Origin of the sequence: Sporosarcina jeotgali (genome assembly GCF_033304595.1) — a bacterium.
GTDB lineage: Bacteria > Bacillota > Bacilli > Bacillales_A > Planococcaceae > Sporosarcina > Sporosarcina jeotgali.
Map to the genome: position 1 here is coordinate 2,163,909 of NZ_CP116341.1, position 21,016 is coordinate 2,184,924.

The following is a 21,016-nucleotide window of genomic DNA, read 5'->3' on the forward strand; positions in this document are numbered from 1 at the left end:
AAGAGAAGCGACGTTCAACGTTCACAAGGATAAAGGCAAACAATAGAAAAAGCCCTCCACTCACGTATTGCATACATGAGGAAAGGCATGAGTTTCATAGGCACCTTTCACTCTTATCGTCCAGGGTTTCCCCCTGCTCCAGGTTTGGCACCTTTTCATAGACAAGGACGTCTATGCAGGTTGCCGGGCATCATAGGGCCTGTCCCTCCGCCGACTCGGGATAAGAGTATCCGTTCATCTATCTATGCTACGAGAAAATAGAGCTATTGTCAATTTTTTTGTTGTTCTCACTTGAGTTTTGAATTAGTATAGTTTATTATTCTTAATGTGTTATACTAATTCAAAATAAGACAGCCCCAACACGGGCAATAATGAAAAGGACGGTATCTACCTATGATTTCAGCGAAAATAGATAATGGACTCAAAGAACTTCTTTCTGGAACTAATATTACATTACAGCCCTCTGTACCTGTATTAGTCGAAAAAGCAGTTTCCCGCGGTGAGGCGAAGCTTTCAGCAGATGGAGCCGTTACAGCGCAAACCGGGAAGTATACCGGCCGTTCCCCTAAAGATCGTTACATAACTGAAGAAGCGGCTTCAAAAGATAAGATTGACTGGGGTTCTGTCAATCGTCCAATTTCAGAAGATCACTTCGACAACCTATATAAGAAGGTTTTGAACCACCTTCAAACAAAAGAAGAACTATTTGTATTTAAAGGATTTGCAGGAGCTGACAAAGCTTCACAACTTTCTATTCAAGTTATCAACGAATTTGCGTGGCAGAACCTGTTCGTGCATCAGCTCTTCATCCGCCCTACTGAAGAAGAATTGAAAATGCACGAAGCACAATTCACAATCCTGGCTGCACCTTCGTTCAAAGCAGATCCTGCTGTTGACGGTACGGACACTGAAACATTTGTCATCATTTCACTCGAAAAACGTATTGTGTTAATCGGCGGTACTGAATACGCAGGAGAAATGAAGAAATCGATTTTCTCTGTCATGAACTACCTGCTTCCTGAGAACGGCATTCTTTCCATGCACTGTTCAGCAAACGTTGGGGAAAAAGGCGATGCAGCTCTATTCTTCGGCTTGTCAGGTACAGGTAAAACAACGCTTTCTGCTGATGCAAACCGCAAACTCATCGGTGATGATGAGCACGGTTGGTCAGATCATGGAATCTTTAACATTGAAGGCGGATGCTACGCGAAGTGCATCCATTTGTCACCAGAAAAAGAACCTGAGATCTTCGGTGCCATTCAATTCGGGACAGTTTTAGAAAACGTGGTACTCGATACAGAGTCACGCGTGCCCGATTATGATGATACAACTTTAACTGAAAATACACGCGCTGCTTATCCAATTGAGAACATTGACAATATCGTGCTTCCATCAGTTGCTGGACACCCGGAAACGATCATCTTCCTAACTGCTGATGCGTTCGGCGTGCTGCCTCCAATCTCGAAATTGACGAAAGAACAAGCGATGTATCATTTCCTAAGCGGATTCACATCGAAACTTGCGGGTACTGAACGTGGAATCACATCACCAGAAGCAACATTCTCTACATGCTTCGGTTCACCATTCCTGCCGCTTCCGGCAACAGTATATGCAGATATGCTAGGCAAGAAAATCGATGAGCACGGTTCACGTGTATTCCTTGTAAACACTGGCTGGACCGGCGGTGTCTATGGCGTTGGTAAACGTATGGACTTGAAGCACACACGCACAATGGTTCGCGCAGCACTTTCTGGAGAATTAGATGATGTTGAAACAGAAACTTCTGCTACATTCGGCCTTCAGATTCCTAAGCAAATCCAGGGTGTTCCAAGTGAAGTGCTGAACCCTCGCAATGCTTGGAGCGATGCATCCGAATATGATGCAAAAGCAAAAGAGCTATCACAGCTTTTCAAAGACAACTTCAAAAAGTTTGACCAAGTTTCTGAAGAGATTCTTCAAAAGGGCGGTCCAATTATTTAATAGCACGAAAAAGAACCTTCCTAATCCCGGAAGGTTCTTTTTTTACGGCTGCGCTCTCATCCAATTTGTCAGATCCCTGACGATCTTAGCATTGTGCCAGGATGGGAAGTGATGGGTATAATCTTGGAAATACCACGTTTCGGTGGTTTTCTGGTGTTTCCGAAGTGCATCTTCCAGCATAATGGCTTGTTCAAACGACACGTTTTCATCTTTCATTCCATGAATGATGAGTACCGGCGCGTCAATTTCTTCCACCCTGAATAACGCTGTTCGTTCCCGATATGCATCGGGTGCGCTATTCGGTGAGCCGCCAATTACACGTTTCATCATCCGGCGCATATCTTCCCGCTCTTTATACGTAAACACAACATCTGAAACACCAGCCCAATGGACTGTCGACGTGATATCATCCCGTAAAATTGCGGTCCAGAGCGCCATGATGCCTCCTCGTGAGAAAGAAAACAAGTGAACGCGTCCTTCTTTCCATTTTGGACTTTGTTTTAGTACATCTACCGCACTTACAGCGTCTTGCAGGTCTGCACCAGCAAATTCGTCGCGTCCTTCCCCGCCCCGATTTCCACGATAATAAGGAGCAAAAACGACAAATCCCTGGCTTGCGAATTGTGCAATGCGAGCAGGCCGCGCCATACCTATGTGCTGTATGCCGCCTCTCATATATATAAGTCCTTCGTAACTTCCCGCTTCTTTTGGTTCGGCCAGCATGCCTTTCACTTTTACCCCGCCACTTAAATACGTGATTTCAGTGAGTTCAATGAAAGGATTCGGAGACGGATACAGTCGTTTAGAGATGATTTGACCATCATCATGCATGCTGCTCCACCCAACTTCTCAGTTCGTTCATTCCTTTATCCTTCATATGAAAGCTGAGCGTGTCACAGCGGTCTAATTGTTCATCTGTCAGCCACAGGGCTCCATCAGTTTCAAAACGTTCTGCATCCTCATCAATGGCAACAACGTCTGCTGTAAATACCGCTTTGCAAAACGGAGGTTCCGTATAGACCACATACTCTGCAAATTTCACTAAGTTTTTAACGGTCACACCCGTTTCCTCCATCACTTCCCGGATTGCAGCCATTTCTATCGTTTCACCTGACTCCGCTTTGCCGCCTGGAAATTCCACGCCTCGAATTTTGTGGGTGGTCAACAGCCACTTTCCTTCGTGTTTAAGTACTACTAAGACATGACGCGCTTCCAATGCCTGTTCACCAAAAACCAGCTCTACACGACTTCCCTTCAGGTCGTCAAATGTCAACATCGCTTGCACACCCTATCCAGCTGATCTGCCCATTTACATGTTCCCTGCACCTTTATGACTCACGACCGGTTGACGGAAAAACGGCATTTGTTCTATGAACTTTTTCGATTCATCATCCGTGAATTCATGGATGAGCGCGTACATTTTGTATAACCGTAAATCCACGTTGTGATTATTCCGGTCATAATGATAAGGGACATACGGTAAATGGGCTCTCAGAAAGTTAAAAAATTCCAATTCATTGGTCTGATCAAACAAATGGTGAAAAACTTCAATATAATCTTTTGGAATGTTCACTACGTATTCATAGGGGGAATCTTCCTTATGAATATTGACTTGCTGGTGAGCAACTGACACATACATTGTATATTTTTCGTCTGCCAAAGTAATCCCATCCTCTTTTTTAAAGTAGTATGGACCACTTTGGCATGTGTATGTGCAGGGATTTACAGACTGCTTAAATTAGCTGCCTTCTCAACAGCATCTGCCACGTTTTGATGAACATTCGGGTCTAATGGATGCGGCACGAGATCTCCATGTTTTGTCGAATCCAAAATCGCTAATGCTGCAGCAATGAGCATATCATATGTGATTTTAGTCGTTTTCGCATTAAGTGCACCGCGGAAAATCCCAGGGAATCCAAGGACATTATTCACGAGTCGTCCATCCGCAGCAAATGCAGCACCTGCTTCAAGCGCGGCTTCCGGTTGAATTTCCGCATGAGGATTCGACAGTGCTAAAATAATTTGTCCCGGACGAACCATTTCAGGTTTGATCAATCCCTGGACACCAGTGGTAGCAATAACGATATCACTTGTTGCCATTATTTCTTCCAAAGATTCTGCCGTTGTGCCGCCGTATTGAAGAAGACGCTCCAACGCTTGTTCATTCATATCGATGCCCTGCATCTTTTTAACCCCGTATGCCATCATCATTCGGCTGATGGCAAGTCCAGCTGCACCTAATCCAATTTGACCGACAACAGAGTCACCCAACTTTACGCCTGCTTGACGACAAGCAGAAAGAGTTGAAGCAAGTGCAACTACTGCTGTTCCATGCTGATCATCATGCATGACAGGAATATTGAGTTCGGCTTTTAATCGTTCTTCGATTTCGAAGCAATGAGGCGATCCGATATCTTCTAAAAGAATTCCGCCAAATCCTTGATGAATATGCTTAACAGTTTCAACAACCTGATCTGGATCGCTTGTATCCAGTAATATAGGAATGCCGCTGATTCCCGCGAATTGATCGAACAGAACCGCTTTTCCTTCCATTACAGGCATGCCCGCTACAGGACCGATATTCCCTAATCCTAAAATAGCTGTTCCATCCGTTACGATTGCCACTGTATTCGAAATCCCTGTAAAAAATTGTGCTTGCTGGGGGTCTTTTTCAATCACTTTACAGACGTTAGCAACTCCTGGTGTATAGACACGGCGGAGATCACCCAGTGAACGAATCTCAACTTTGCCTTTCATATGTATCTTTCCGCCTTCATGTGCACGCAGCACATCATCGGAAATGGCTTGTACTTGAATCCCATCACCGATTGCATTGATGGCTTCAACGATTTTGTCGAGTTGTTCAGCATCATTACATTGGACCGAGACATCGCGGATAGTAGACAGCGTGCCGACTTTTATGGTTTGAATGTCTCCTATATCCCCTTCCAGCTTACCGATTGCGTAGGCTACTTTTGCGAAGTTACCAGGTTTTGATGGGGTTTCAATAATTAAGTTCCGTAAATAAGGTGTGCTTGTCATTCTAATTTCTCCTTTTTCTATATCAAATATTCACAGTTTAGTCACAGACCTATTTTACACATCGGCCATCCGTTGTTCAATGAAATAGAAAAAACAATGCGTCCTCCCTAAACGGGTGACGCATTGTCAGTTACGCTTTAATATCTACTGCTGAACCTTTAAAAGGATGAGCGGCTTCAGGCATAGATTGCAGCATTTCAGTCGCTGCAGATGCATTTGCAGTCATTGCTTTGTCTAAAATCGTTAGTTTTACTGTAGATTGAAGACTTCGCAATTGACCAGCCATGATGGATGAAATGTCCAAAACAATCAGCTCCTCTCCCCCTGTTTATCGGCACATCCAGCAGGTCATGAAGGTTTTTTGCTTAATTGTTATCTTCCCCGAGGAATGCATTAAGCATCCACTGGTGTTTTTCAATTCCTTGATAAATCGCGTTCAACAGATCTTCAGTCATGAAATCACCAGCATCGCCAGCTAATTTCATACCTGTTTTCAAGGATTTCATTATCGCATCAAAATCGGCTACGATTGCTGCCACCATCTGCTCGGCTTTTTCACTGCCGTCTGCTTCTTTTACAACTGATTCAGATAGATGCTGAGTCATGGTAGCCGTTGGTTTGCCGCCAAGTGTCAGAACGCGCTCCGCAATATCATCCATGTGCTGTGTCGCTTCATCATAGAGTTCTTCAAATTTAGCGTGCAGTGTGAAGAACTGCTTGCCTTTCACATACCAATGGTAGTTATGTAATTTTGTGTACATGACTGACCATGTAGATACTTGTGTGTTCAATTCTTTGATTAATTCTGCTGACATAAAAAAACGACCTCTTTTCCAATAATTTTATCGAATACGTCTCTCTGTTATTTTACCACGTAACGGTATAAACTAAACGTACAATACATGAGGAGCGGTTTATATGAAAAGGTTTGTTTTGTTGCTCATTCGCTTTTATCAAAAAATGATTTCTCCCCTTACTCCGCCCTCTTGCAGATTCTATCCGACTTGCTCGCATTATGGAGTAGAGGCAGTGGAGACGCATGGTGTCATGAAGGGATTGTGGCTGACAATTGTCCGGATTTCCAAATGTCATCCTTTCCATAAAGGTGGATTTGACCCTGTCCCAGCTAAGAAAGAAAAAGTCAAATAACTTTTTCAGTTGTCAAGTACTTCTCCTTCTAGTATGATAGGGAAGTACTTTTTAAATCGTAATGATTACGTATTGGAGGATTTAGGTAAATGACACGAAAACGAATTTTAATTGGGCTTCTCCTTTTGACGCTCATACTTGGAGCTTGTGGAAAAAAGAATACCGCTGAGGAAGGTAAGTCAGACGATGGAAAACTCGACGTATATACGACGGTTTATCCCTTGCAATACTTTGCAGAACGAATTGGCGGCGACACAGTTTCTGTAAAATCGATCTACCCGGCAGGAACTGATGAGCATACATTCGATCCAACCCAAAAAGAAATGATGAAACTGGCAGACGCTGATTTGTTTTTCTATGTGGGACTGGGACTTGAAGGTTTTGTCGAAAATGCAGAAAAGACATTAAAAAATCAGCACGTCAAACTGCTTTCAACAGGTGACCATATCGATCCGTCTAAACTGATGGAAGGTCATCACCATGAAGCAGATGAGGAAGAACACGGGCACGATCATGAAGACGAACACCATTCCGAGGGTCACATGGATCCGCACGTTTGGATTTCTCCAGTCCTTAGCTTAGATTTAGCAGCATCGGTTCGCGACGGACTCATCGACCAGGCTCCTGAAAATACGCAAATGTATGAGGAAAACTTCGAAGCGCTGAAAAGTGATTTAGAAGAATTGGATCAGGAATTTGCTGCGATGGCCGATCATGCTTCTTCGAAGGCGTTCTTTGTTTCCCATGCAGCTTTCGGCTATCTTGCTCATCAATATGGGTTGGAACAAATCTCCATTGCGGGACTCAATACTCAAAATGAACCGTCCCAAAAAGAACTCGCGCATATTGTAGAAGAAGCGAAAGAGAAGAATGTGAAAACAATTCTTTTTGAACAGAATGTGAGTTCCAAACTGACCAAAGTCGTTCAAAATGAAATTGGGGCAGATTCCGCCATTCTTCATAACTTGTCTGTTTTGACAAAAGAGGATCTTGCAGATAAAGAAGATTATTTCTCATTGATGAAACGCAATATTAAGGTATTATCTGAAGCACTGAATTAATTGACTGGAGGCGGAAAGGATAAGTAATCCCTTTCTCCTCCGGCTTTTTTTATTCTATTTTTCCGCAGTTAACATTTCACGAAGTTCCTTACGCAGTAATTTGTTGGACGCATTGCGGGGCAATTCGTCCACGAAGTGAAATGACTTTGGCAATTTATAAGATGCCAGACGCGTTTGGCAAAACTCCATTAGACTTTCCGCGTTTATAGGTGACCGCGTCACAACAAACGCTGCGGGAATTGCCCCCCATTCGGCACTTGCCATTGCACACACGCCTGCCTCGGCCACTTGCGGATGTTCTGCAAGCACCGCTTCAATCTCTGCAGGATAGATGTTTTCGCCGCCTGATATGATTAAGTCTGAACGTCGATCCGCGACAAACAAAAAACCTTCATCGTCGAAATACCCAATATCCCCTGAATGGAGCCACCCCTCTTGCAAGGCTTCCGCAGTTGTGTGCTTTCCTATATATCCTTTTGTCACGTGCGGTCCTTTAATGAGGATTTCTCCTCTATCAAACGGTTCATCTGCCCCATCAATTTGGATTTCTGTGAAGAATAGCGGTTTACCGGCAGATCCAGGTTTCCGCAATGCGTCTTCGGCAGATAGCGTTGCAGTCTGTGAACTTGTTTCTGTCATGCCATACGTTTGCAATACAGGAAGTCCGCATTGTTCTGCCCGCTTTAAATAGCTGACAGGGACAGGGCCTCCACCTGCAAGCAGTGTACGGAACTTCGGATGTACAGTCAGCTTATTATTTTCAATGACCGTCAGTAACCGCTCGAGTGTTACAGCGACAACAGACATTCCAGTCACGCGTCCCGTCGTAATTTCTTCAGCGGCTGCAGACGCGTCAAACTTTTCGAATAACCTCACTTCGGAGCCATATAAAACGGCTCTTGCTAATATGGAGAAGCCGCTTATATGAAATAGCGGCATCATATGAAGCCATGCATCACCAGCGTGCAATCCACTGTTCAACACAGCAGAGAGCGCACTCGAAGTATGATTTTCTGCGGTTTGACGGACGCCTTTTGGAAATCCTGTGGTTCCGGATGTATACATAATCGTCAGCGTACGATCTTCCTCCCACATCTGCTCCAGTGGAAACGATTCTCTCTCCAGCTGAAGGAATTCATCATACACAATAGTTTGGCAAATTTGCTGCTTTGCTTGATTGCGAAAAGCTTCTTCGCACACGAGCAGTTCCGATTCAGAATCTTGCAGCTGATACTCGATTTCTTCTGCCGTCAATCTTGCATTCAGCATGACCATTTCTACTCCGGCAAGCAGACAGCCATGGATGAGCAGCGCCATTTCTGCAGACGTCCCTCCAAGTAATGCAATACGGCTTCCGCGTTCAAGACCAAGAGCACGGAGTTTTCCGGCTCTGTCTGCGGCCTCTTCTTTCAGTTGGAGATACGACCATGTCTTTCTTTGAAAGGTCAATGCAGGCGCATGCGGTGTCAATGCTGCGCGTTTTAATAACCAGTTAGGAATCATCGCTGGCCCTCCTTTTCATAAAGAAAAAACTGCCCAATAGGCAGTCTTTTCGTCTTGTACTCATTAAGGGAATCGCGGGAACTGACCGAAGTCCGGCTTGCGCTTTTCTTTGAACGCATCGCGTCCTTCTTTCGCTTCGTCTGAAGTATAGTACAACAGTGTAGCGTCACCAGCCAATTGCTGAAGACCTGCAAGGCCGTCTGTGTCCGCATTCATGGCTGCTTTTACGAAACGAAGTGCAGTCGGACTCATTGCTAGCATTTCTTCACACCATTGAACAGTTTCATCTTCCAGCTGCTCATAAGGGACAACTGTGTTGACAAGTCCCATATCCAATGCTTCTTGTGCATTATACTGGCGGCACAAGTACCAAATTTCGCGCGCTTTTTTGTGTCCGATAATACGTGCTAGATATCCTGAGCCATAACCTGCATCAAACGAACCGACTTTAGGTCCCGTTTGGCCAAAGATCGCATTGTCCGCAGCAATTGTTAAATCACAAACAACGTGAAGGACGTGCCCGCCGCCGATAGCGAAACCAGATACCATTGCGACAACTGGTTTTGGAATAACGCGAATTAGGCGCTGAAGATCGAGAACGTTCAAACGCGGAATCTCGTCGTCTCCTACATATCCGCCATGACCGCGTACTTTCTGGTCTCCGCCAGAACAGAACGCTTTTTCGCCTTCACCTGTCAGAACGATGACTCCGATACTTTCGTCGTCACGTGCGCGAGAAAAAGCATCAATCATTTCCATTACCGTTTTTGGACGGAATGCATTGCGCACTTCTGGACGATTGATTGTAACTTTAGCAATACCATTGAACTTCTCATACTTAATGTCTTCATATGTATGAAGTGTTTCCCATTGTCTTGTCATGGTTTTCCTCCTAGAAATCATTTTTGTTTTACAATCCCATCTATTATTGTAGCAAATTCTTCAGGTTTTTCCACGTGGATTGCATGGCCTGCGTTTTCAACAGAGAAATGGCTGACATTCGGAAACAGATTCTTCATCTCCAAAGCGATGTTTTCAAACTTCGAATCAAGGGATCCTGTAATAAGGTCCACGGGATACAGCTGGTCAGAAAGGACATTCCAATAGGACGGCTGGCTGCCTGTACCGATACCCATTAGACTATTTGCAAGTCCTTTTGGGTCCTGATTCAGCCGTTCTTTACGCACAGCTTCTATTTGTTCTGCAGACATGGACTTCTGTGAGTCGAACAACGCCAGGCTCTCCCAAAAATCCACAAACTCTTCAAAGGGTTCCTCCAAAAGACGATCCGCCAATTTAGCATCTCGCTGCCTGCGTTCAAAACGCTCTGCTTCCGTTTTAAGGCCTGGTGAAGCACTTTCGAGCACGAGTCTTTGAATTCTCTCAGGATAAGATGTCGCATATCCTAATGCCGTTCGTCCGCCCATCGAATAACCGACCAAGATGAAGGATTGGAGTTCCAACTGCTGAAATAATTGCTCCAGATCTCGAGTCTGCTTCTCCATCGAATAATCAGAACTAGTTTCTGGTTTGTCCGAACGCCCATGGCCCCACAAGTCGATGGCGACGGTATGGGCTTTCCCTTCCATAAGTGAAACAATTGTATTCCACGTGTCCAGGCTTCCCGTAAATCCGTGAAGAAATACGATAACAGGCAGAGAAGGCTCACCCGTCCGCTGCACATGCATCGAATGTCCATTGACTGTAATCCACTCAGAACCCATTACGGCCGAGCTCCTCTCCGATCGCAGTCCACAATTCACGATGTGCCTGCACATTTTGTTCGCGAACTGAAATCATCTCAATGATCCGAAGTGGAGCTGTCTTTTCTGCTGCTAATTGACCTTCCAGCTCTTCAATCGATGAAACCGAGCTGTATTGAATGCCATACATCTCAGCAAGCGGTGCAAATGATAAGCCAGTTGGCGTCCCAAAAAGCTGTTCAAAATGATTGGGAACCGCTGCTTGAGGCAAGTAAGAGAAAATCCCGCCCCCATCATTGTTACTCACCATAATTGTTAAATCCATCGTCTGCATGCGAGAAATTAGTAACCCATTTACATCATGCATGAACGACAAATCTCCTATTAAAAGCCAAGATGGACGTTTCCGTGCAGTCTGGATACCTAGAGCAGTTGAGACGACTCCGTCAATTCCGTTAGCGCCGCGGTTGGAGAAAATTGCAATATCCCGCTCCGTATTACGGAAATACGTGTCCAAGTCCCGAATCGGCATACTGCTTCCGCTGATCAAATCGCTTCCGTCCGGTAACGAGGTGAGTAATGTACGAACGTAGTCACCTTCATGAACCTGTTCACTCCGATGGCTTTCGGTTAATTGTGCAGCGATTTCATTCGCTTTGTGCCACAGCTCCGTATACGATGCCTCTTGATGTCCATCGGCTTCTACTGAAAGTATGTCCATCGCATTCACTTGCAAGTGATGCGTGGCAATACCTAGCGGATCACGGAAAATCGGGGATTCATCTGCAACGATGAATGTTTTCGGACGAAACTTCTTCAAAAATAGTGTTAACGGTTTAGAGACAGGCTGCGGTCCGATACGAATAACCATGTCAGTTTCAGCTTGTGCTGCAAAAGGTGCGTTTTTCAGCAGCGCATCATACGAGTCAATACATAAATGGCGGCTATCCGCTGGAACTTCTGATCGCAGATTGGATAATGGATCGCAAAGTACTGGCCAATTCATTCGCTTAGCAAATGACCAAACTTGTTTCTTATCGAAACCAGGAAGGCATTCACCCATCACAAGTATTCCCCGTTTTGCAGAACTGATGAGGTTACCCACGTGGTTCTTTTGTTCGGTCGTCAGTGTTGTTTCACCGGAAATTCGTTCTATAAACGTTACCTTCGGAGATTCTTGTTCGAAATCGATGAGCAATGGCTCTCTAAATGGTGCATTAATATGAACAGGTCCTTTTGGTTCCGATAATGACATTCCAACAGCACGAGCGATTTGCCTGTCTAAATAGTCATCGACTGCAGCCGAATCTTCCGGTATGGGAAGGTCCACATCATATTTAACGTGAGTACCGAACATGCCCATTTGACGAATCGCTTGCGGAGCCCCCACATCGCGTAACTCGTGCGGCCGATCTGCGGTAATGACAATTAGCGGGACCCGGGCATAATACGCTTCTGTCACAGCTGGATGATAATTTGACGCTGCGGTCCCTGAAGTGCATAACAAAACGACAGGCTGCTGCGTTGCTTTCGCTAACCCAAGTGCAAAAAATCCAGCAGATCGTTCATCTACGTGTAAATGGGACTCCACCTGTTCCGTGGAAGCCAGTGCATACGCAAGCGGAGTCGAACGCGATCCCGGACTTATGACGGCGTGAGCGACTCCCAATTGAACTAAAATCACAGCCATTCTTCTCACATGGTTTGTCAGCGTTTTGCGATTATCCATTTAGCGAACCTCCAAGTGCCCGTAGCATCGGTCTGAATTTCACCCAAGTCTCTTCATATTCCTGATTGGGTTCAGAGTCTGCGACAATGCCTCCACCGGCGTATAGCCATGCTTTGTCCTGATCTAATAACGATGAACGTATCGCAACTGCAAATTCACCGTTACCCGATGTATCAGTCCAGCCTACAGGTGCAGCATAATAACCGCGGTCGAGGTCTTCTTCCTGACGAATCAATTCCATTGCTACAGGTGTGGGAACTCCTCCTAAAGCAGGTGTCGGATGAAGTGCTTTCACGAATTGGAAGATACTGCTTTCAGCACCTAAATGCCCCTGCACAGGTGTGTGCAAATGTTGGATATCTCGCACTTTCATTAACTTGGGTTTCGCTGCAGCGGTATAAGAAGCACAAAGCGAGTCAAAAACACCTGTAATCATGTCGACTACATATTGGTGTTCTTCCCGATTTTTTTTATCTTGCAGAAGCTCGTTTCCAAACTGCTGATCCTCATCGGCACTGCTTCCCCGTTTGATGGAACCTGCTACACAGGCAGAAAAGGCTTGTCCGTCTTTTATTTCAATCAATCGTTCAGGAGTTGCACCGAAAAAGAACTGGCTCCCATTTTCAAGTCCGAAATTATAGCTGTCACGCTGCTCGTTGGAAATGGATTGAAGTGCAGCTGCCGGTCGGATCGGCTGCTCAAATTGCAATGCTAACTTCCGTGCAATGACAACCTTTTCAGCTTCCCCCATTTGAATCTTCTCTGTAATTTGTTTAACAGCCTTCAAATACTGTTCTTTGCGCAGCTCTTTCATTGAGCAGAGCAATGGTTTTTCAGCAGATACAGATTCTTGTACTTGTGCCATGTGGATCAATTGGTCCCGTTGTTTTCGAAGTGCTTCAAACTGCTGAACGGTTTCTGAGTCTTCTGAGACAAAATTGATCGCAACTAATGTTTTCCCATTTTCAATCTTCAACTGGAAAGCAGGCACAGCGAAAAGAGCATTCGGGAAATCTTCCCATTCTGAATGCATGGATAAGCGTTTTTCATCAAAAGAAAACCCGCCAAACAATACAGGATCCATATCTTTGTCTTCTTTGATTAGTGCGTCACAATAATGTTTCCATTTAGATTCAATCGTATCGTAGCGATTAGTTCCAGCTTCATCAGTTAACGTTAACGCTTGTCCAATTCCGACGAGCGTCATTGTTTTAGCTGCGTTTTCCCAATAAAAACGATGAGAATCATGGATAAACGCCCCTGCCTCAAAAAAAGACAGCGGTGATATTCCGCCCGCCTCAATTGTTTCTGTAAAGAAGCGGACATGCGGCATAGCTGCCGTTTTTTCCCAGCTAGGCAAGTCCGTAAGCTTCCGATTCATAGTATTCTCTCCTCATGCGGCAAATTCTTAGTGCCAATATCTACTTCCATTATAGCGGAAATCAGGCGGCTGCGCATTTTTAAGAACCTGAAGGATTCCGTAATTGTGCCGAATAGAGTACAATAAGACTTGCATGTTTAAAAGAAGGAGAGAAAGAAATGCACGATACAATTAAAGTAGAAACAGGCTGGAGAATGTGGTGGCAGCTAACTCGTCCGCACACGTTAACTGCGGCTTTTGCACCTGTGTTCCTTGGCACAATGCTCGCATTGCCTTTTGGGAACCTGGACTTCTTATTATTCGCCGCAATGTTACTCGCAAGTGTATTCATTCAAATGGCGACGAATATGTTTAATGAGTATTACGATTTTAAGCGCGGACTCGATACAGAAGACTCTGTCGGCATAGGTGGAACAATCGTACGAAATAAAGTAAATCCGAAAACCATTTTAAACTTGGCACTTTGCTTATACGGTGTTTCAGTTCTCTTGGGTATCTATATCTGTATGCAGACCTCTTGGTGGCTTGCAGCAGTCGGACTGATATCTATGGCGATCGGATACTTCTATACAGGCGGTCCTTACCCAATCGCCTACACGCCGCTCGGCGAACTGTTCTCTGGTGTCGTCATGGGGATGCTATTAGTCCTTATCGCATTTTATATCCAGACTGGAACCGTATCAGAGCGCGCAGTCTTACTGTCGATCCCAAGTGTCTTACTGGTCGCTGCGATTATGATGGCGAACAATATCCGCGATTTGGAGGGCGATAAACTCGGCGGCAGAAAAACACTAGCGATTTTGTTGGGACGTGCAAATGCAATTCGCATTCAAACCGGATTCTTTGTCCTCGCATTTGCTTGGATTTTTGCCCTTGTACTTTTTGGCGGACTTACACCATGGAGTCTTCTGGTAATTCTTTGTGTAAAGAAACCAATTAGCGCAATTAAAATTTTCAAGAAATTTGAGCTGCCTTTGCAAGTTATGCCTGCAATGAAATACACAGCTCAAACGAATACGTTCTTCTGCCTGCTGCTTGCAATCGGATTACTGATTGGGCATCTTACCACAAACTAAAGAGTTATTAAAAGAGGCTGTACAGCGTCAGTGTAAACTGATTTCTGGAATAGCCTCTTTTTTATGCAGATATCCATATTTCGTAAATGGAATGCAAAAGGTTTAATAACACAGCAAAAAAGGAAATCATTGAATTAACAGCTGACCTATAAGTAATTCTGCTGTTCTGAATCATACTAGAACGTAAATCCATAAAGGACGTGAACGTAATGTTAACTAAAGACCAAACAATGACGTTAAAAAAAGAGCTGCTCCGTCTGCAGGATGAGCTGACTTTGACTGAAGAGCGAACCGATGTAGAAGAAAGTCAACGAGAGGAAATTGGAGAGCTGTCCACCTATGACAACCACCCTGCAGATATGGGGACAGAATTATATGACCGGGAAAAAGACAGGGCACTGAATGTACATGCAAGTGATGAGCTGGAGAAGGTGCAAAAAGCATTAGAAAATATGAAAGACGGTTCATATGGAGTATGTGAGAAATGCGGCAAGGAAATTCCTTACGAACGTCTCGAAGCGGTTCCTTATACACCGTTCTGCGTAGATGACGCGGTCCAAGAAGTTCCGGACGACCGCCCTGTAGAAGATGATTTGTTGAAGATGGCCAATCCTAATACATTTTCGGATAGACGTGAAGGCGTATTTAAAGATCCCATTGACAGCTTTGAAGAAATCGCAAAATCAGGCACGTCAGAAACTCCCTCTGACTTTACAGGAGATCATGACGATTACGAGTCACTATATGATACTGCAATTGAAGACGAAAGCACGGAAGACATTGACGTGATTGCCACAAGTAACTTAGAGGGTGAACCTTCTGGCATCATTCGCGGGGATACCACGTTAGCATACGAAGAAGAACTGGATGAGGAAGGAATCGAATCAGAGTTAGGCGACATTCCATATCGTCGCAAAGACAGTTACACCGATAACAAGTAACAAAAAAAGTTCCTAGTTGCGATATCGCAACTAGGAACTTTTAAGTATGACCCCTACGGGATTCGAACCCGTGTTACCGCCGTGAAAGGGCGGTGTCTTAACCGCTTGACCAAGGGGCCAAACAAATATGGCGGAGAAGGAGGGATTCGAACCCTCGCACCGCTTTCGCGATCTACACCCTTAGCAGGGGCGCCTCTTGAGCCACTTGAGTACTTCCCCGTAATATGGCTCCGCAGGTAGGACTCGAACCTACGACCGATCGGTTAACAGCCGATTGCTCTACCACTGAGCTACTGCGGAATAGTGGGCCTAAGTGGACTCGAACCACCGACCTCACGCTTATCAGGCGTGCGCTCTAACCAGCTGAGCTATAGGCCCAATTTGGAGCGGGTGAAGGGAATCGAACCCTCATCATCAGCTTGGAAGGCTGAGGTTTTACCACTAAACTACACCCGCATAAATGGTGGCTCAGGACGGAATCGAACCGCCGACACAAGGATTTTCAGTCCTTTGCTCTACCGACTGAGCTACTGAGCCACATAGGATTTAATAAACTATGTATTACAAGAAATGGCGGTCCCGACCGGGATCGAACCGGCGATCTCCTGCGTGACAGGCAGGCATGTTAACCGCTACACCACGGGACCATTTGGTTGCGGGGACAGGATTTGAACCTGTGACCTTCGGGTTATGAGCCCGACGAGCTACCACTGCTCCACCCCGCGATAATGATAATTGTAAGACATATCATAAGCAACGCTTATAGATTTTCTTATGCAAGATTACGAATTTCTTTTCAAGAAATTCTACAAATCGTCATCTTCGTATGACGCTTTGCTCCACCCCGCGATAATGATAATTGTAAGACACTTCTTAATGGTATTTAAAGAAAAAATGGAGGAGGTAGAGGGATTCGAACCCCCGCGGGTTTTGACACCCCTGTCGGTTTTCAAGACCGATCCCTTCAGCCGAACTTGGGTATACCTCCGTGCAATAAAAAGCAATACTGGTGGACCTTGCAGGACTCGAACCTGCGACCGGACGGTTATGAGCCGTCTGCTCTAACCAACTGAGCTAAAGGTCCTTTGGATGGCGGCAGAGGGGATCGAACCCCCGACCTCACGGGTATGAACCGTACGCTCTAGCCAGCTGAGCTACGCCGCCATGAAATGGAATATTAAAGATTGGTGGAGCCTAGCGGGATCGAACCGCTGACCTCCTGCGTGCAAGGCAGGCGCTCTCCCAGCTGAGCTAAGGCCCCTCTTTAAAAGATGGTCGGGAAGACAGGATTCGAACCTGCGACCCCTTGGTCCCAAACCAAGTGCTCTACCAAGCTGAGCTACTTCCCGAATCAAAATCTAACATTAGAAAAATTGGCGCGCCCGGCAGAAGTCGAATCCACAACCTTCTGATCCGTAGTCAGACGCTCTATCCAATTGAGCTACGGGCGCATATATACTATTTCTTTACGGTATGCTTAGTGAATTACAGTGGAGCGGAAGACGGGATTCGAACCCGCGACCCCGACCTTGGCAAGGTCGTATTCTACCACTGAACTACTTCCGCATAAGAGATGCGGGTGAAGGGACTTGAACCCCCACGCCCGAAGGCACTAGATCCTAAGTCTAGCGCGTCTGCCAATTCCGCCACACCCGCATAATCTCTAGATAGTCTGTAATCTAATTACAGTAATGGTGAGCCATGCAGGATTCGAACCTGCGACCCTCTGATTAAAAGTCAGATGCTCTACCAACTGAGCTAATGGCTCGTACTAAGTGGTGCCGGCGAAAGGACTTGAACCCTCAACCTACTGATTACAAGTCAGTTGCTCTACCAGTTGAGCTACACCGGCACAAAGTATGGTGGAGGATGACGGGCTCGAACCGCCGACCCTCTGCTTGTAAGGCAGATGCTCTCCCAGCTGAGCTAATCCTCCATATATCACGCATTACTGCGCTTGCCTGGCAACGTCCTACTCTCACAAGGGGAAGCCCCCTACTACCATCGGCGCTGAAGAACTTAACTTCCGTGTTCGGTATGGGAACGGGTGTGACCTCTTCGCCATCATTACCAGACAAATGTGCTTGTCCTGTTTCAAGGACATTTACTATTATATACTACATAGTATTAGAATGCAATACTTTTTTGAAAGAACTTTTGTTCATTCAAAACTGGATAAAACCAACATTGAAACTCGAAACAATCACACAATTCTTTAACTTATATTTGGGAAAGTCCTCGATCTATTAGTATCTGTCAGCTCCACATGTCGCCATGCTTCCACACCAGACCTATCCACCTCATCATCTTTGAGGGATCTTACTTACTTGCGTAATGGGAAATCTCATCTCGAGGGGGGCTTCATGCTTAGATGCTTTCAGCATTTATCCCGTCCACACATAGCTACCCAGCGATGCCTTTGGCAAGACAACTGGTACACCAGAGGTGTGTCCATCCCGGTCCTCTCGTACTAAGGACAGCTCCTCTCAAATTTCCTGCGCCCGCGACGGATAGGGACCGAACTGTCTCACGACGTTCTGAACCCAGCTCGCGTACCGCTTTAATGGGCGAACAGCCCAACCCTTGGGACCGACTACAGCCCCAGGATGCGATGAGCCGACATCGAGGTGCCAAACCTCCCCGTCGATGTGGACTCTTGGGGGAGATAAGCCTGTTATCCCCGGGGTAGCTTTTATCCGTTGAGCGATGGCCCTTCCATGCGGAACCACCGGATCACTAAGCCCGTCTTTCGACCCTGCTCGACTTGTAGGTCTCGCAGTCAAGCTCCCTTATGCCTTTGCACTCTGCGAATGATGTCCAACCATTCTGAGGGAACCTTTGGGCGCCTCCGTTACTCTTTAGGAGGCGACCGCCCCAGTCAAACTGTCCGCCTGACACTGTCTCCTGCCCGGATCACGGGCAAGGGTTAGAAGTCCAATACAGCCAGGGTAGTATCCCACCATTGCCTCCTCCGAAGCTAGCGCTCCGGTCTCTCAGGCTCCTACCTATCCTGTACAGGCTGCACCGGAATTCAATATCAGGCTACAGTAAAGCTCCACGGGGTCTTTCCGTCCTGTCGCGGGTAATGCGCATCTTCACGCATATTATAATTTCACCGAGTCTCTCGTTGAGACAGTGCCCAGATCGTTACGCCTTTCGTGCGGGTCGGAACTTACCCGACAAGGAATTTCGCTACCTTAGGACCGTTATAGTTACGGCCGCCGTTTACTGGGGCTTCAATTCGAAGCTTCGCTTATCGCTAACCTCTCCTCTTAACCTTCCAGCACCGGGCAGGCGTCAGCCCCTATACGTCACCTTACGGTTTTGCAGAGACCTGTGTTTTTGCTAAACAGTCGCCTGGGCCTATTCACTGCGGCTCTCTCGGGCTATACACCCTACCAGAGCACCCCTTCTCCCGAAGTTACGGGGTCATTTTGCCGAGTTCCTTAACGAGAGTTCTCTCGATCACCTTAGGATTCTCTCCTCGCCTACCTGTGTTGGTTTGCGGTACGGGTACCTCCCACCTCGTTAGAGGCTTTTCTTGGCAGTGTGAAATCAGGGACTCCAGGGTATACACCCCTTGCCATCACAGCTCAATGTTGTAGAAACGGGATTTGCCTCGTTTCACACCTCACTGCTTAGACGCGCATGACCAACAGCGCGCTCACCCTATCCTTCTGCGTCACCCCATCACTCAAACGGTGGGGAGGTAGTACAGGAATATCAACCTGTTGTCCATCGTCTACGCCTATCGGCCTCGACTTAGGTCCCGACTGACCCTGAGTGGACGAGCCTTCCTCAGGAAACCTTGGGCATTCGGTGGAAGGGATTCTCACCCTTCTTTCGCTACTCATACCGGCATTCTCACTTCCAAGCGCTCCACCAGTCCTTCCGGTCCAGCTTCAACGCCCTTGGAACGCTCTCCTACCACTGACACCAAAGGTGTCAATCCGCAGTTTCGGTGATTCGTTTAGCCCCGATACATTTTCGGCGCAGCGCCACTCGACCAGTGAGCTATTACGCACTCTTTAAATGATGGCTGCTTCTAAGCCAACATCCTGGTTGTCTGGGCAGCGCCACATCCTTTTCCACTTAACGAATACTTTGGGACCTTAACTGGCGGTCTGGGCTGTTTCCCTCTCGACTATGGACCTTATCACCCATAGTCTGACTCCCAAACATAAATCATCGGCATTCGGAGTTTGTCTGAATTCGGTAACCCGGGATGGGCCCCTAGTCCAAACAGTGCTCTACCTCCGAGATTCTAACGTTTGAGGCTAGCCCTAAAGCTATTTCGGAGAGAACCAGCTATCTCCAGGTTCGATTGGAATTTCACCGCTACCCACACCTCATCCCCGCACTTTTCAACGTACGTGGGTTCGGGCCTCCAGTAAGTGTTACCTTACCTTCACCCTGGACATGGGTAGATCACCTGGTTTCGGGTCTACGACCCCATACTCATTCGCCCTATTCAGACTCGCTTTCGCTGCGGCTCCGCATTCTCTGCTTAACCTTGCATGGAATCGTAACTCGCCGGTTCATTCTACAAAAGGCACGCCATCACCCATTAACGGGCTCTGACAACTTGTAGGCACACGGTTTCAGGATCTATTTCACTCCCCTTCCGGGGTGCTTTTCACCTTTCCCTCACGGTACTGGTTCACTATCGGTCACTAGGGAGTATTTAGCCTTGGGAGATGGTCCTCCCGGATTCCGACGGAATTTCACGTGTTCCGCCGTACTCAGGATCCACTCTGGAGGGGATGAATTTTCGGTTACGGGGCTTTTACCCACTCTGGCGGACCTTTCCAGGTCGCTTCGCCTAACTCATCCTTTTGTAACTCCGTATAGAGTGTCCTACAACCCCAGGAAGCAAGCTTCCTGGTTTGGGCTTTTCCCGTTTCGCTCGCCGCTACTCAGGGAATCGATTTTTCTTTCTCTTCCTCCGGATACTTAGATGTTTCAGTTCTCCGGGTCTGCCTCGTATTTGCTATGTATTCACAAATACGTACCATCCTATTAAAGATGGTGGGTTTCCCCATTCGGAAATCTTCGGATCACAGCTTACTTACAGCTCCCCGAAGCATATCGGTGTTAGTGCCGTCCTTCTTAGGCTCCTAGTGCCAAGGCATCCGCCGTGCGCCCTTTCTAACTTAACCAAAAAGTTAACGTTCTTCTTTCAATCAGCGATGATTGAGAAGAAAGAACAAAAGAATCGCTGTTCGGCTCACTATAAATAGTGTCCGACTCGGTTGATTGTCTTGATTTGTTGCTTCAATGTTGTTTTATCCAGTTTTCAATGAACAAGTTTGAAGTTTTCATCATAATCCAGCTCCGACTCCCTGATGCTCGAGATCATAAGCCAACTCGTCTACGTGGCAAAAATCGCCACTTCGTCGATCTGTCTTATGCTTGTCGCATCAAAACGGTCGTCTCCGCTTTTTGATGAAC

At 46.4% G+C, this 21,016-nt stretch carries 16 protein-coding genes, 19 tRNA genes, 2 rRNA genes and 1 riboswitch; of the genes, 5 read left to right on the forward strand and 32 right to left on the reverse strand.

Annotated elements, in window-relative coordinates; genetic code table 11:
• Nucleotides 1–110 precede the first annotated feature (110 nt).
• Nucleotides 111–227: riboswitch (SAM riboswitch) on the reverse strand.
• A gap of 166 nt (nt 228–393) precedes the next feature.
• Nucleotides 394–1,980 carry a phosphoenolpyruvate carboxykinase (ATP) gene (gene pckA, locus PGH26_RS10665; protein WP_323691079.1) on the forward strand — a complete coding sequence of 529 codons (1,587 nt, stop codon included), beginning with the start codon at nt 394–396 and terminating at the stop codon, nt 1,978–1,980.
• A 42-nt stretch (nt 1,981–2,022) separates the two neighbouring features.
• On the opposite strand, the gene PGH26_RS10670 is transcribed toward pckA, so the two are convergent.
• From PGH26_RS10670 to PGH26_RS10695, 6 genes are all read right to left on the reverse strand, one after another.
• Nucleotides 2,023–2,811, reverse strand: a complete 789-nt coding sequence (locus PGH26_RS10670) for an alpha/beta hydrolase family protein (RefSeq protein ID WP_323691081.1) — start codon at nt 2,809–2,811, stop codon at nt 2,023–2,025.
• Nucleotides 2,804–3,256, reverse strand: a complete 453-nt coding sequence (locus PGH26_RS10675; protein ID WP_323691082.1) for an NUDIX domain-containing protein — start codon at nt 3,254–3,256, stop codon at nt 2,804–2,806. Before PGH26_RS10675 ends, PGH26_RS10670 begins: the two co-directional genes overlap by 8 nt.
• 33 nt (nt 3,257–3,289) lie before the next feature.
• The gene (locus tag PGH26_RS10680; protein WP_323691083.1) at nt 3,290–3,640 is read right to left on the reverse strand and encodes a transposase; all 351 of its coding nucleotides are present in this window, start codon (nt 3,638–3,640) and stop codon (nt 3,290–3,292) included.
• Nucleotides 3,641–3,702: 62 nt separating this feature from the next.
• A complete protein-coding gene (locus PGH26_RS10685) occupies nt 3,703–5,022 on the reverse strand; it encodes an NAD-dependent malic enzyme (protein ID WP_323691084.1) in 1,320 nt (439 codons plus the stop codon).
• Between the two features lie 130 nt (nt 5,023–5,152).
• The gene (locus tag PGH26_RS10690) at nt 5,153–5,326 is read right to left on the reverse strand and encodes a putative motility protein (RefSeq protein WP_323691085.1); all 174 of its coding nucleotides are present in this window, start codon (nt 5,324–5,326) and stop codon (nt 5,153–5,155) included.
• 61 nt (nt 5,327–5,387) lie between these two features.
• On the reverse strand, nt 5,388–5,837 hold the full coding sequence (locus tag PGH26_RS10695; RefSeq protein ID WP_323691087.1) for a Dps family protein: 450 nt from the start codon (nt 5,835–5,837) through the stop codon (nt 5,388–5,390).
• A gap of 103 nt (nt 5,838–5,940) precedes the next feature.
• Between PGH26_RS10695 and yidD the strand changes: the two genes are divergently transcribed.
• The gene (yidD, locus tag PGH26_RS10700) at nt 5,941–6,171 is read left to right on the forward strand and encodes a membrane protein insertion efficiency factor YidD (protein ID WP_323691088.1); all 231 of its coding nucleotides are present in this window, start codon (nt 5,941–5,943) and stop codon (nt 6,169–6,171) included.
• A gap of 89 nt (nt 6,172–6,260) precedes the next feature.
• Nucleotides 6,261–7,232, forward strand: a complete 972-nt coding sequence (locus PGH26_RS10705) for a metal ABC transporter solute-binding protein, Zn/Mn family (protein ID WP_323691090.1) — start codon at nt 6,261–6,263, stop codon at nt 7,230–7,232.
• 54 nt (nt 7,233–7,286) lie between these two features.
• Here PGH26_RS10705 and PGH26_RS10710 read toward each other — a convergent pair whose 3' ends face one another.
• The 5 genes from PGH26_RS10710 to PGH26_RS10730 form a co-directional block, all read right to left on the reverse strand.
• A complete protein-coding gene (locus tag PGH26_RS10710) occupies nt 7,287–8,735 on the reverse strand; it encodes an o-succinylbenzoate--CoA ligase (protein WP_323691091.1) in 1,449 nt (482 codons plus the stop codon).
• Nucleotides 8,736–8,798: 63 nt separating this feature from the next.
• Nucleotides 8,799–9,617: a 1,4-dihydroxy-2-naphthoyl-CoA synthase gene (gene menB, locus PGH26_RS10715; RefSeq protein WP_323691092.1), complete on the reverse strand. Its 819-nt coding sequence runs from the start codon at nt 9,615–9,617 to the stop codon at nt 8,799–8,801.
• A gap of 17 nt (nt 9,618–9,634) precedes the next feature.
• A complete protein-coding gene (gene menH, locus PGH26_RS10720) occupies nt 9,635–10,459 on the reverse strand; it encodes a 2-succinyl-6-hydroxy-2,4-cyclohexadiene-1-carboxylate synthase (protein ID WP_323691093.1) in 825 nt (274 codons plus the stop codon).
• A complete protein-coding gene (gene menD / locus PGH26_RS10725; protein ID WP_323691094.1) occupies nt 10,449–12,167 on the reverse strand; it encodes a 2-succinyl-5-enolpyruvyl-6-hydroxy-3-cyclohexene-1-carboxylic-acid synthase in 1,719 nt (572 codons plus the stop codon). The genes menH and menD overlap by 11 nt, the downstream gene beginning before the upstream one ends.
• Nucleotides 12,160–13,548 carry an isochorismate synthase gene (locus PGH26_RS10730; RefSeq protein ID WP_323691095.1) on the reverse strand — a complete coding sequence of 463 codons (1,389 nt, stop codon included), beginning with the start codon at nt 13,546–13,548 and terminating at the stop codon, nt 12,160–12,162. Before PGH26_RS10730 ends, menD begins: the two co-directional genes overlap by 8 nt.
• A 158-nt stretch (nt 13,549–13,706) precedes the next feature.
• Between PGH26_RS10730 and PGH26_RS10735 the strand changes: the two genes are divergently transcribed.
• Nucleotides 13,707–14,624 (forward strand): 1,4-dihydroxy-2-naphthoate polyprenyltransferase, encoded by a 918-nt coding sequence (locus PGH26_RS10735; protein ID WP_323691096.1) that lies wholly within the window; start codon nt 13,707–13,709, stop codon nt 14,622–14,624.
• Nucleotides 14,625–14,833: 209 nt separating this feature from the next.
• Entirely contained in the window at nt 14,834–15,565 is a 732-nt protein-coding gene (locus PGH26_RS10740) for a TraR/DksA C4-type zinc finger protein (RefSeq protein WP_323691097.1), read from the forward strand.
• A gap of 47 nt (nt 15,566–15,612) precedes the next feature.
• Here PGH26_RS10740 and PGH26_RS10745 read toward each other — a convergent pair.
• From PGH26_RS10745 to PGH26_RS10845, 21 genes are all read right to left on the reverse strand, one after another.
• A tRNA-Glu gene (locus PGH26_RS10745) sits at nt 15,613–15,684 on the reverse strand.
• A gap of 9 nt (nt 15,685–15,693) precedes the next feature.
• Nucleotides 15,694–15,784, reverse strand: a tRNA-Ser gene (locus PGH26_RS10750).
• Between the two features lie 6 nt (nt 15,785–15,790).
• Nucleotides 15,791–15,865 (reverse strand) — tRNA-Asn (locus tag PGH26_RS10755).
• Between the two features lie 4 nt (nt 15,866–15,869).
• A tRNA-Ile gene (locus PGH26_RS10760) sits at nt 15,870–15,943 on the reverse strand.
• 4 nt (nt 15,944–15,947) lie between these two features.
• Nucleotides 15,948–16,021 (reverse strand) — tRNA-Gly (locus PGH26_RS10765).
• A gap of 5 nt (nt 16,022–16,026) precedes the next feature.
• Nucleotides 16,027–16,102 (reverse strand) — tRNA-Phe (locus PGH26_RS10770).
• 34 nt (nt 16,103–16,136) lie between these two features.
• Nucleotides 16,137–16,212, reverse strand: a tRNA-Asp gene (locus PGH26_RS10775).
• Between the two features lie 3 nt (nt 16,213–16,215).
• Nucleotides 16,216–16,290, reverse strand: a tRNA-Met gene (locus PGH26_RS10780).
• Between the two features lie 170 nt (nt 16,291–16,460).
• A tRNA-Ser gene (locus PGH26_RS10785) sits at nt 16,461–16,553 on the reverse strand.
• A gap of 19 nt (nt 16,554–16,572) precedes the next feature.
• A tRNA-Ile gene (locus PGH26_RS10790) sits at nt 16,573–16,649 on the reverse strand.
• 6 nt (nt 16,650–16,655) lie between these two features.
• Nucleotides 16,656–16,729: transfer RNA gene (locus tag PGH26_RS10795), tRNA-Met, on the reverse strand.
• 21 nt (nt 16,730–16,750) lie between these two features.
• Nucleotides 16,751–16,826 (reverse strand) — tRNA-Ala (locus PGH26_RS10800).
• An 11-nt stretch (nt 16,827–16,837) separates the two neighbouring features.
• Nucleotides 16,838–16,914 (reverse strand) — tRNA-Pro (locus PGH26_RS10805).
• A gap of 25 nt (nt 16,915–16,939) precedes the next feature.
• Nucleotides 16,940–17,016: transfer RNA gene (locus PGH26_RS10810), tRNA-Arg, on the reverse strand.
• A 40-nt stretch (nt 17,017–17,056) separates the two neighbouring features.
• Nucleotides 17,057–17,131 (reverse strand) — tRNA-Gly (locus PGH26_RS10815).
• A gap of 8 nt (nt 17,132–17,139) precedes the next feature.
• Nucleotides 17,140–17,221, reverse strand: a tRNA-Leu gene (locus tag PGH26_RS10820).
• Nucleotides 17,222–17,257: 36 nt separating this feature from the next.
• Nucleotides 17,258–17,333, reverse strand: a tRNA-Lys gene (locus tag PGH26_RS10825).
• A gap of 8 nt (nt 17,334–17,341) precedes the next feature.
• A tRNA-Thr gene (locus tag PGH26_RS10830) sits at nt 17,342–17,417 on the reverse strand.
• 8 nt (nt 17,418–17,425) lie between these two features.
• Nucleotides 17,426–17,501, reverse strand: a tRNA-Val gene (locus PGH26_RS10835).
• A 23-nt stretch (nt 17,502–17,524) separates the two neighbouring features.
• Nucleotides 17,525–17,640: ribosomal RNA gene (gene rrf / locus PGH26_RS10840) — 5S ribosomal RNA — on the reverse strand.
• Nucleotides 17,641–17,791: 151 nt separating this feature from the next.
• Nucleotides 17,792–20,724, reverse strand: a 23S ribosomal RNA gene (locus tag PGH26_RS10845).
• Nucleotides 20,725–21,016 lie beyond the last annotated feature (292 nt).

Excerpts from the sequence above, each read along its gene's own strand:
- PGH26_RS10675 (WP_323691082.1), bottom strand. The coding sequence starts at position 3,256 with ATGTTGACATTTGACGACCTGAAGGGAAGTCGTGTAGAGCTGGTTTTT.
- PGH26_RS10705 (WP_323691090.1), top strand. The coding sequence starts at position 6,261 with ATGACACGAAAACGAATTTTAATTGGGCTTCTCCTTTTGACGCTCATA.
- PGH26_RS10685 (WP_323691084.1), bottom strand. The coding sequence starts at position 5,022 with ATGACAAGCACACCTTATTTACGGAACTTAATTATTGAAACCCCATCA.
- menB (WP_323691092.1), bottom strand. The coding sequence starts at position 9,617 with ATGACAAGACAATGGGAAACACTTCATACATATGAAGACATTAAGTAT.
- menH (WP_323691093.1), bottom strand. The coding sequence starts at position 10,459 with ATGGGTTCTGAGTGGATTACAGTCAATGGACATTCGATGCATGTGCAG.
- PGH26_RS10695 (WP_323691087.1), bottom strand. The coding sequence starts at position 5,837 with ATGTCAGCAGAATTAATCAAAGAATTGAACACACAAGTATCTACATGG.
- PGH26_RS10730 (WP_323691095.1), bottom strand. The coding sequence starts at position 13,548 with ATGAATCGGAAGCTTACGGACTTGCCTAGCTGGGAAAAAACGGCAGCT.
- PGH26_RS10735 (WP_323691096.1), top strand. The coding sequence starts at position 13,707 with ATGCACGATACAATTAAAGTAGAAACAGGCTGGAGAATGTGGTGGCAG.
- yidD (WP_323691088.1), top strand. The coding sequence starts at position 5,941 with ATGAAAAGGTTTGTTTTGTTGCTCATTCGCTTTTATCAAAAAATGATT.
- PGH26_RS10670 (WP_323691081.1), bottom strand. The coding sequence starts at position 2,811 with ATGCATGATGATGGTCAAATCATCTCTAAACGACTGTATCCGTCTCCG.
- menD (WP_323691094.1), bottom strand. The coding sequence starts at position 12,167 with ATGGATAATCGCAAAACGCTGACAAACCATGTGAGAAGAATGGCTGTG.
- PGH26_RS10710 (WP_323691091.1), bottom strand. The coding sequence starts at position 8,735 with ATGATTCCTAACTGGTTATTAAAACGCGCAGCATTGACACCGCATGCG.
- PGH26_RS10740 (WP_323691097.1), top strand. The coding sequence starts at position 14,834 with ATGTTAACTAAAGACCAAACAATGACGTTAAAAAAAGAGCTGCTCCGT.
- pckA (WP_323691079.1), top strand. The coding sequence starts at position 394 with ATGATTTCAGCGAAAATAGATAATGGACTCAAAGAACTTCTTTCTGGA.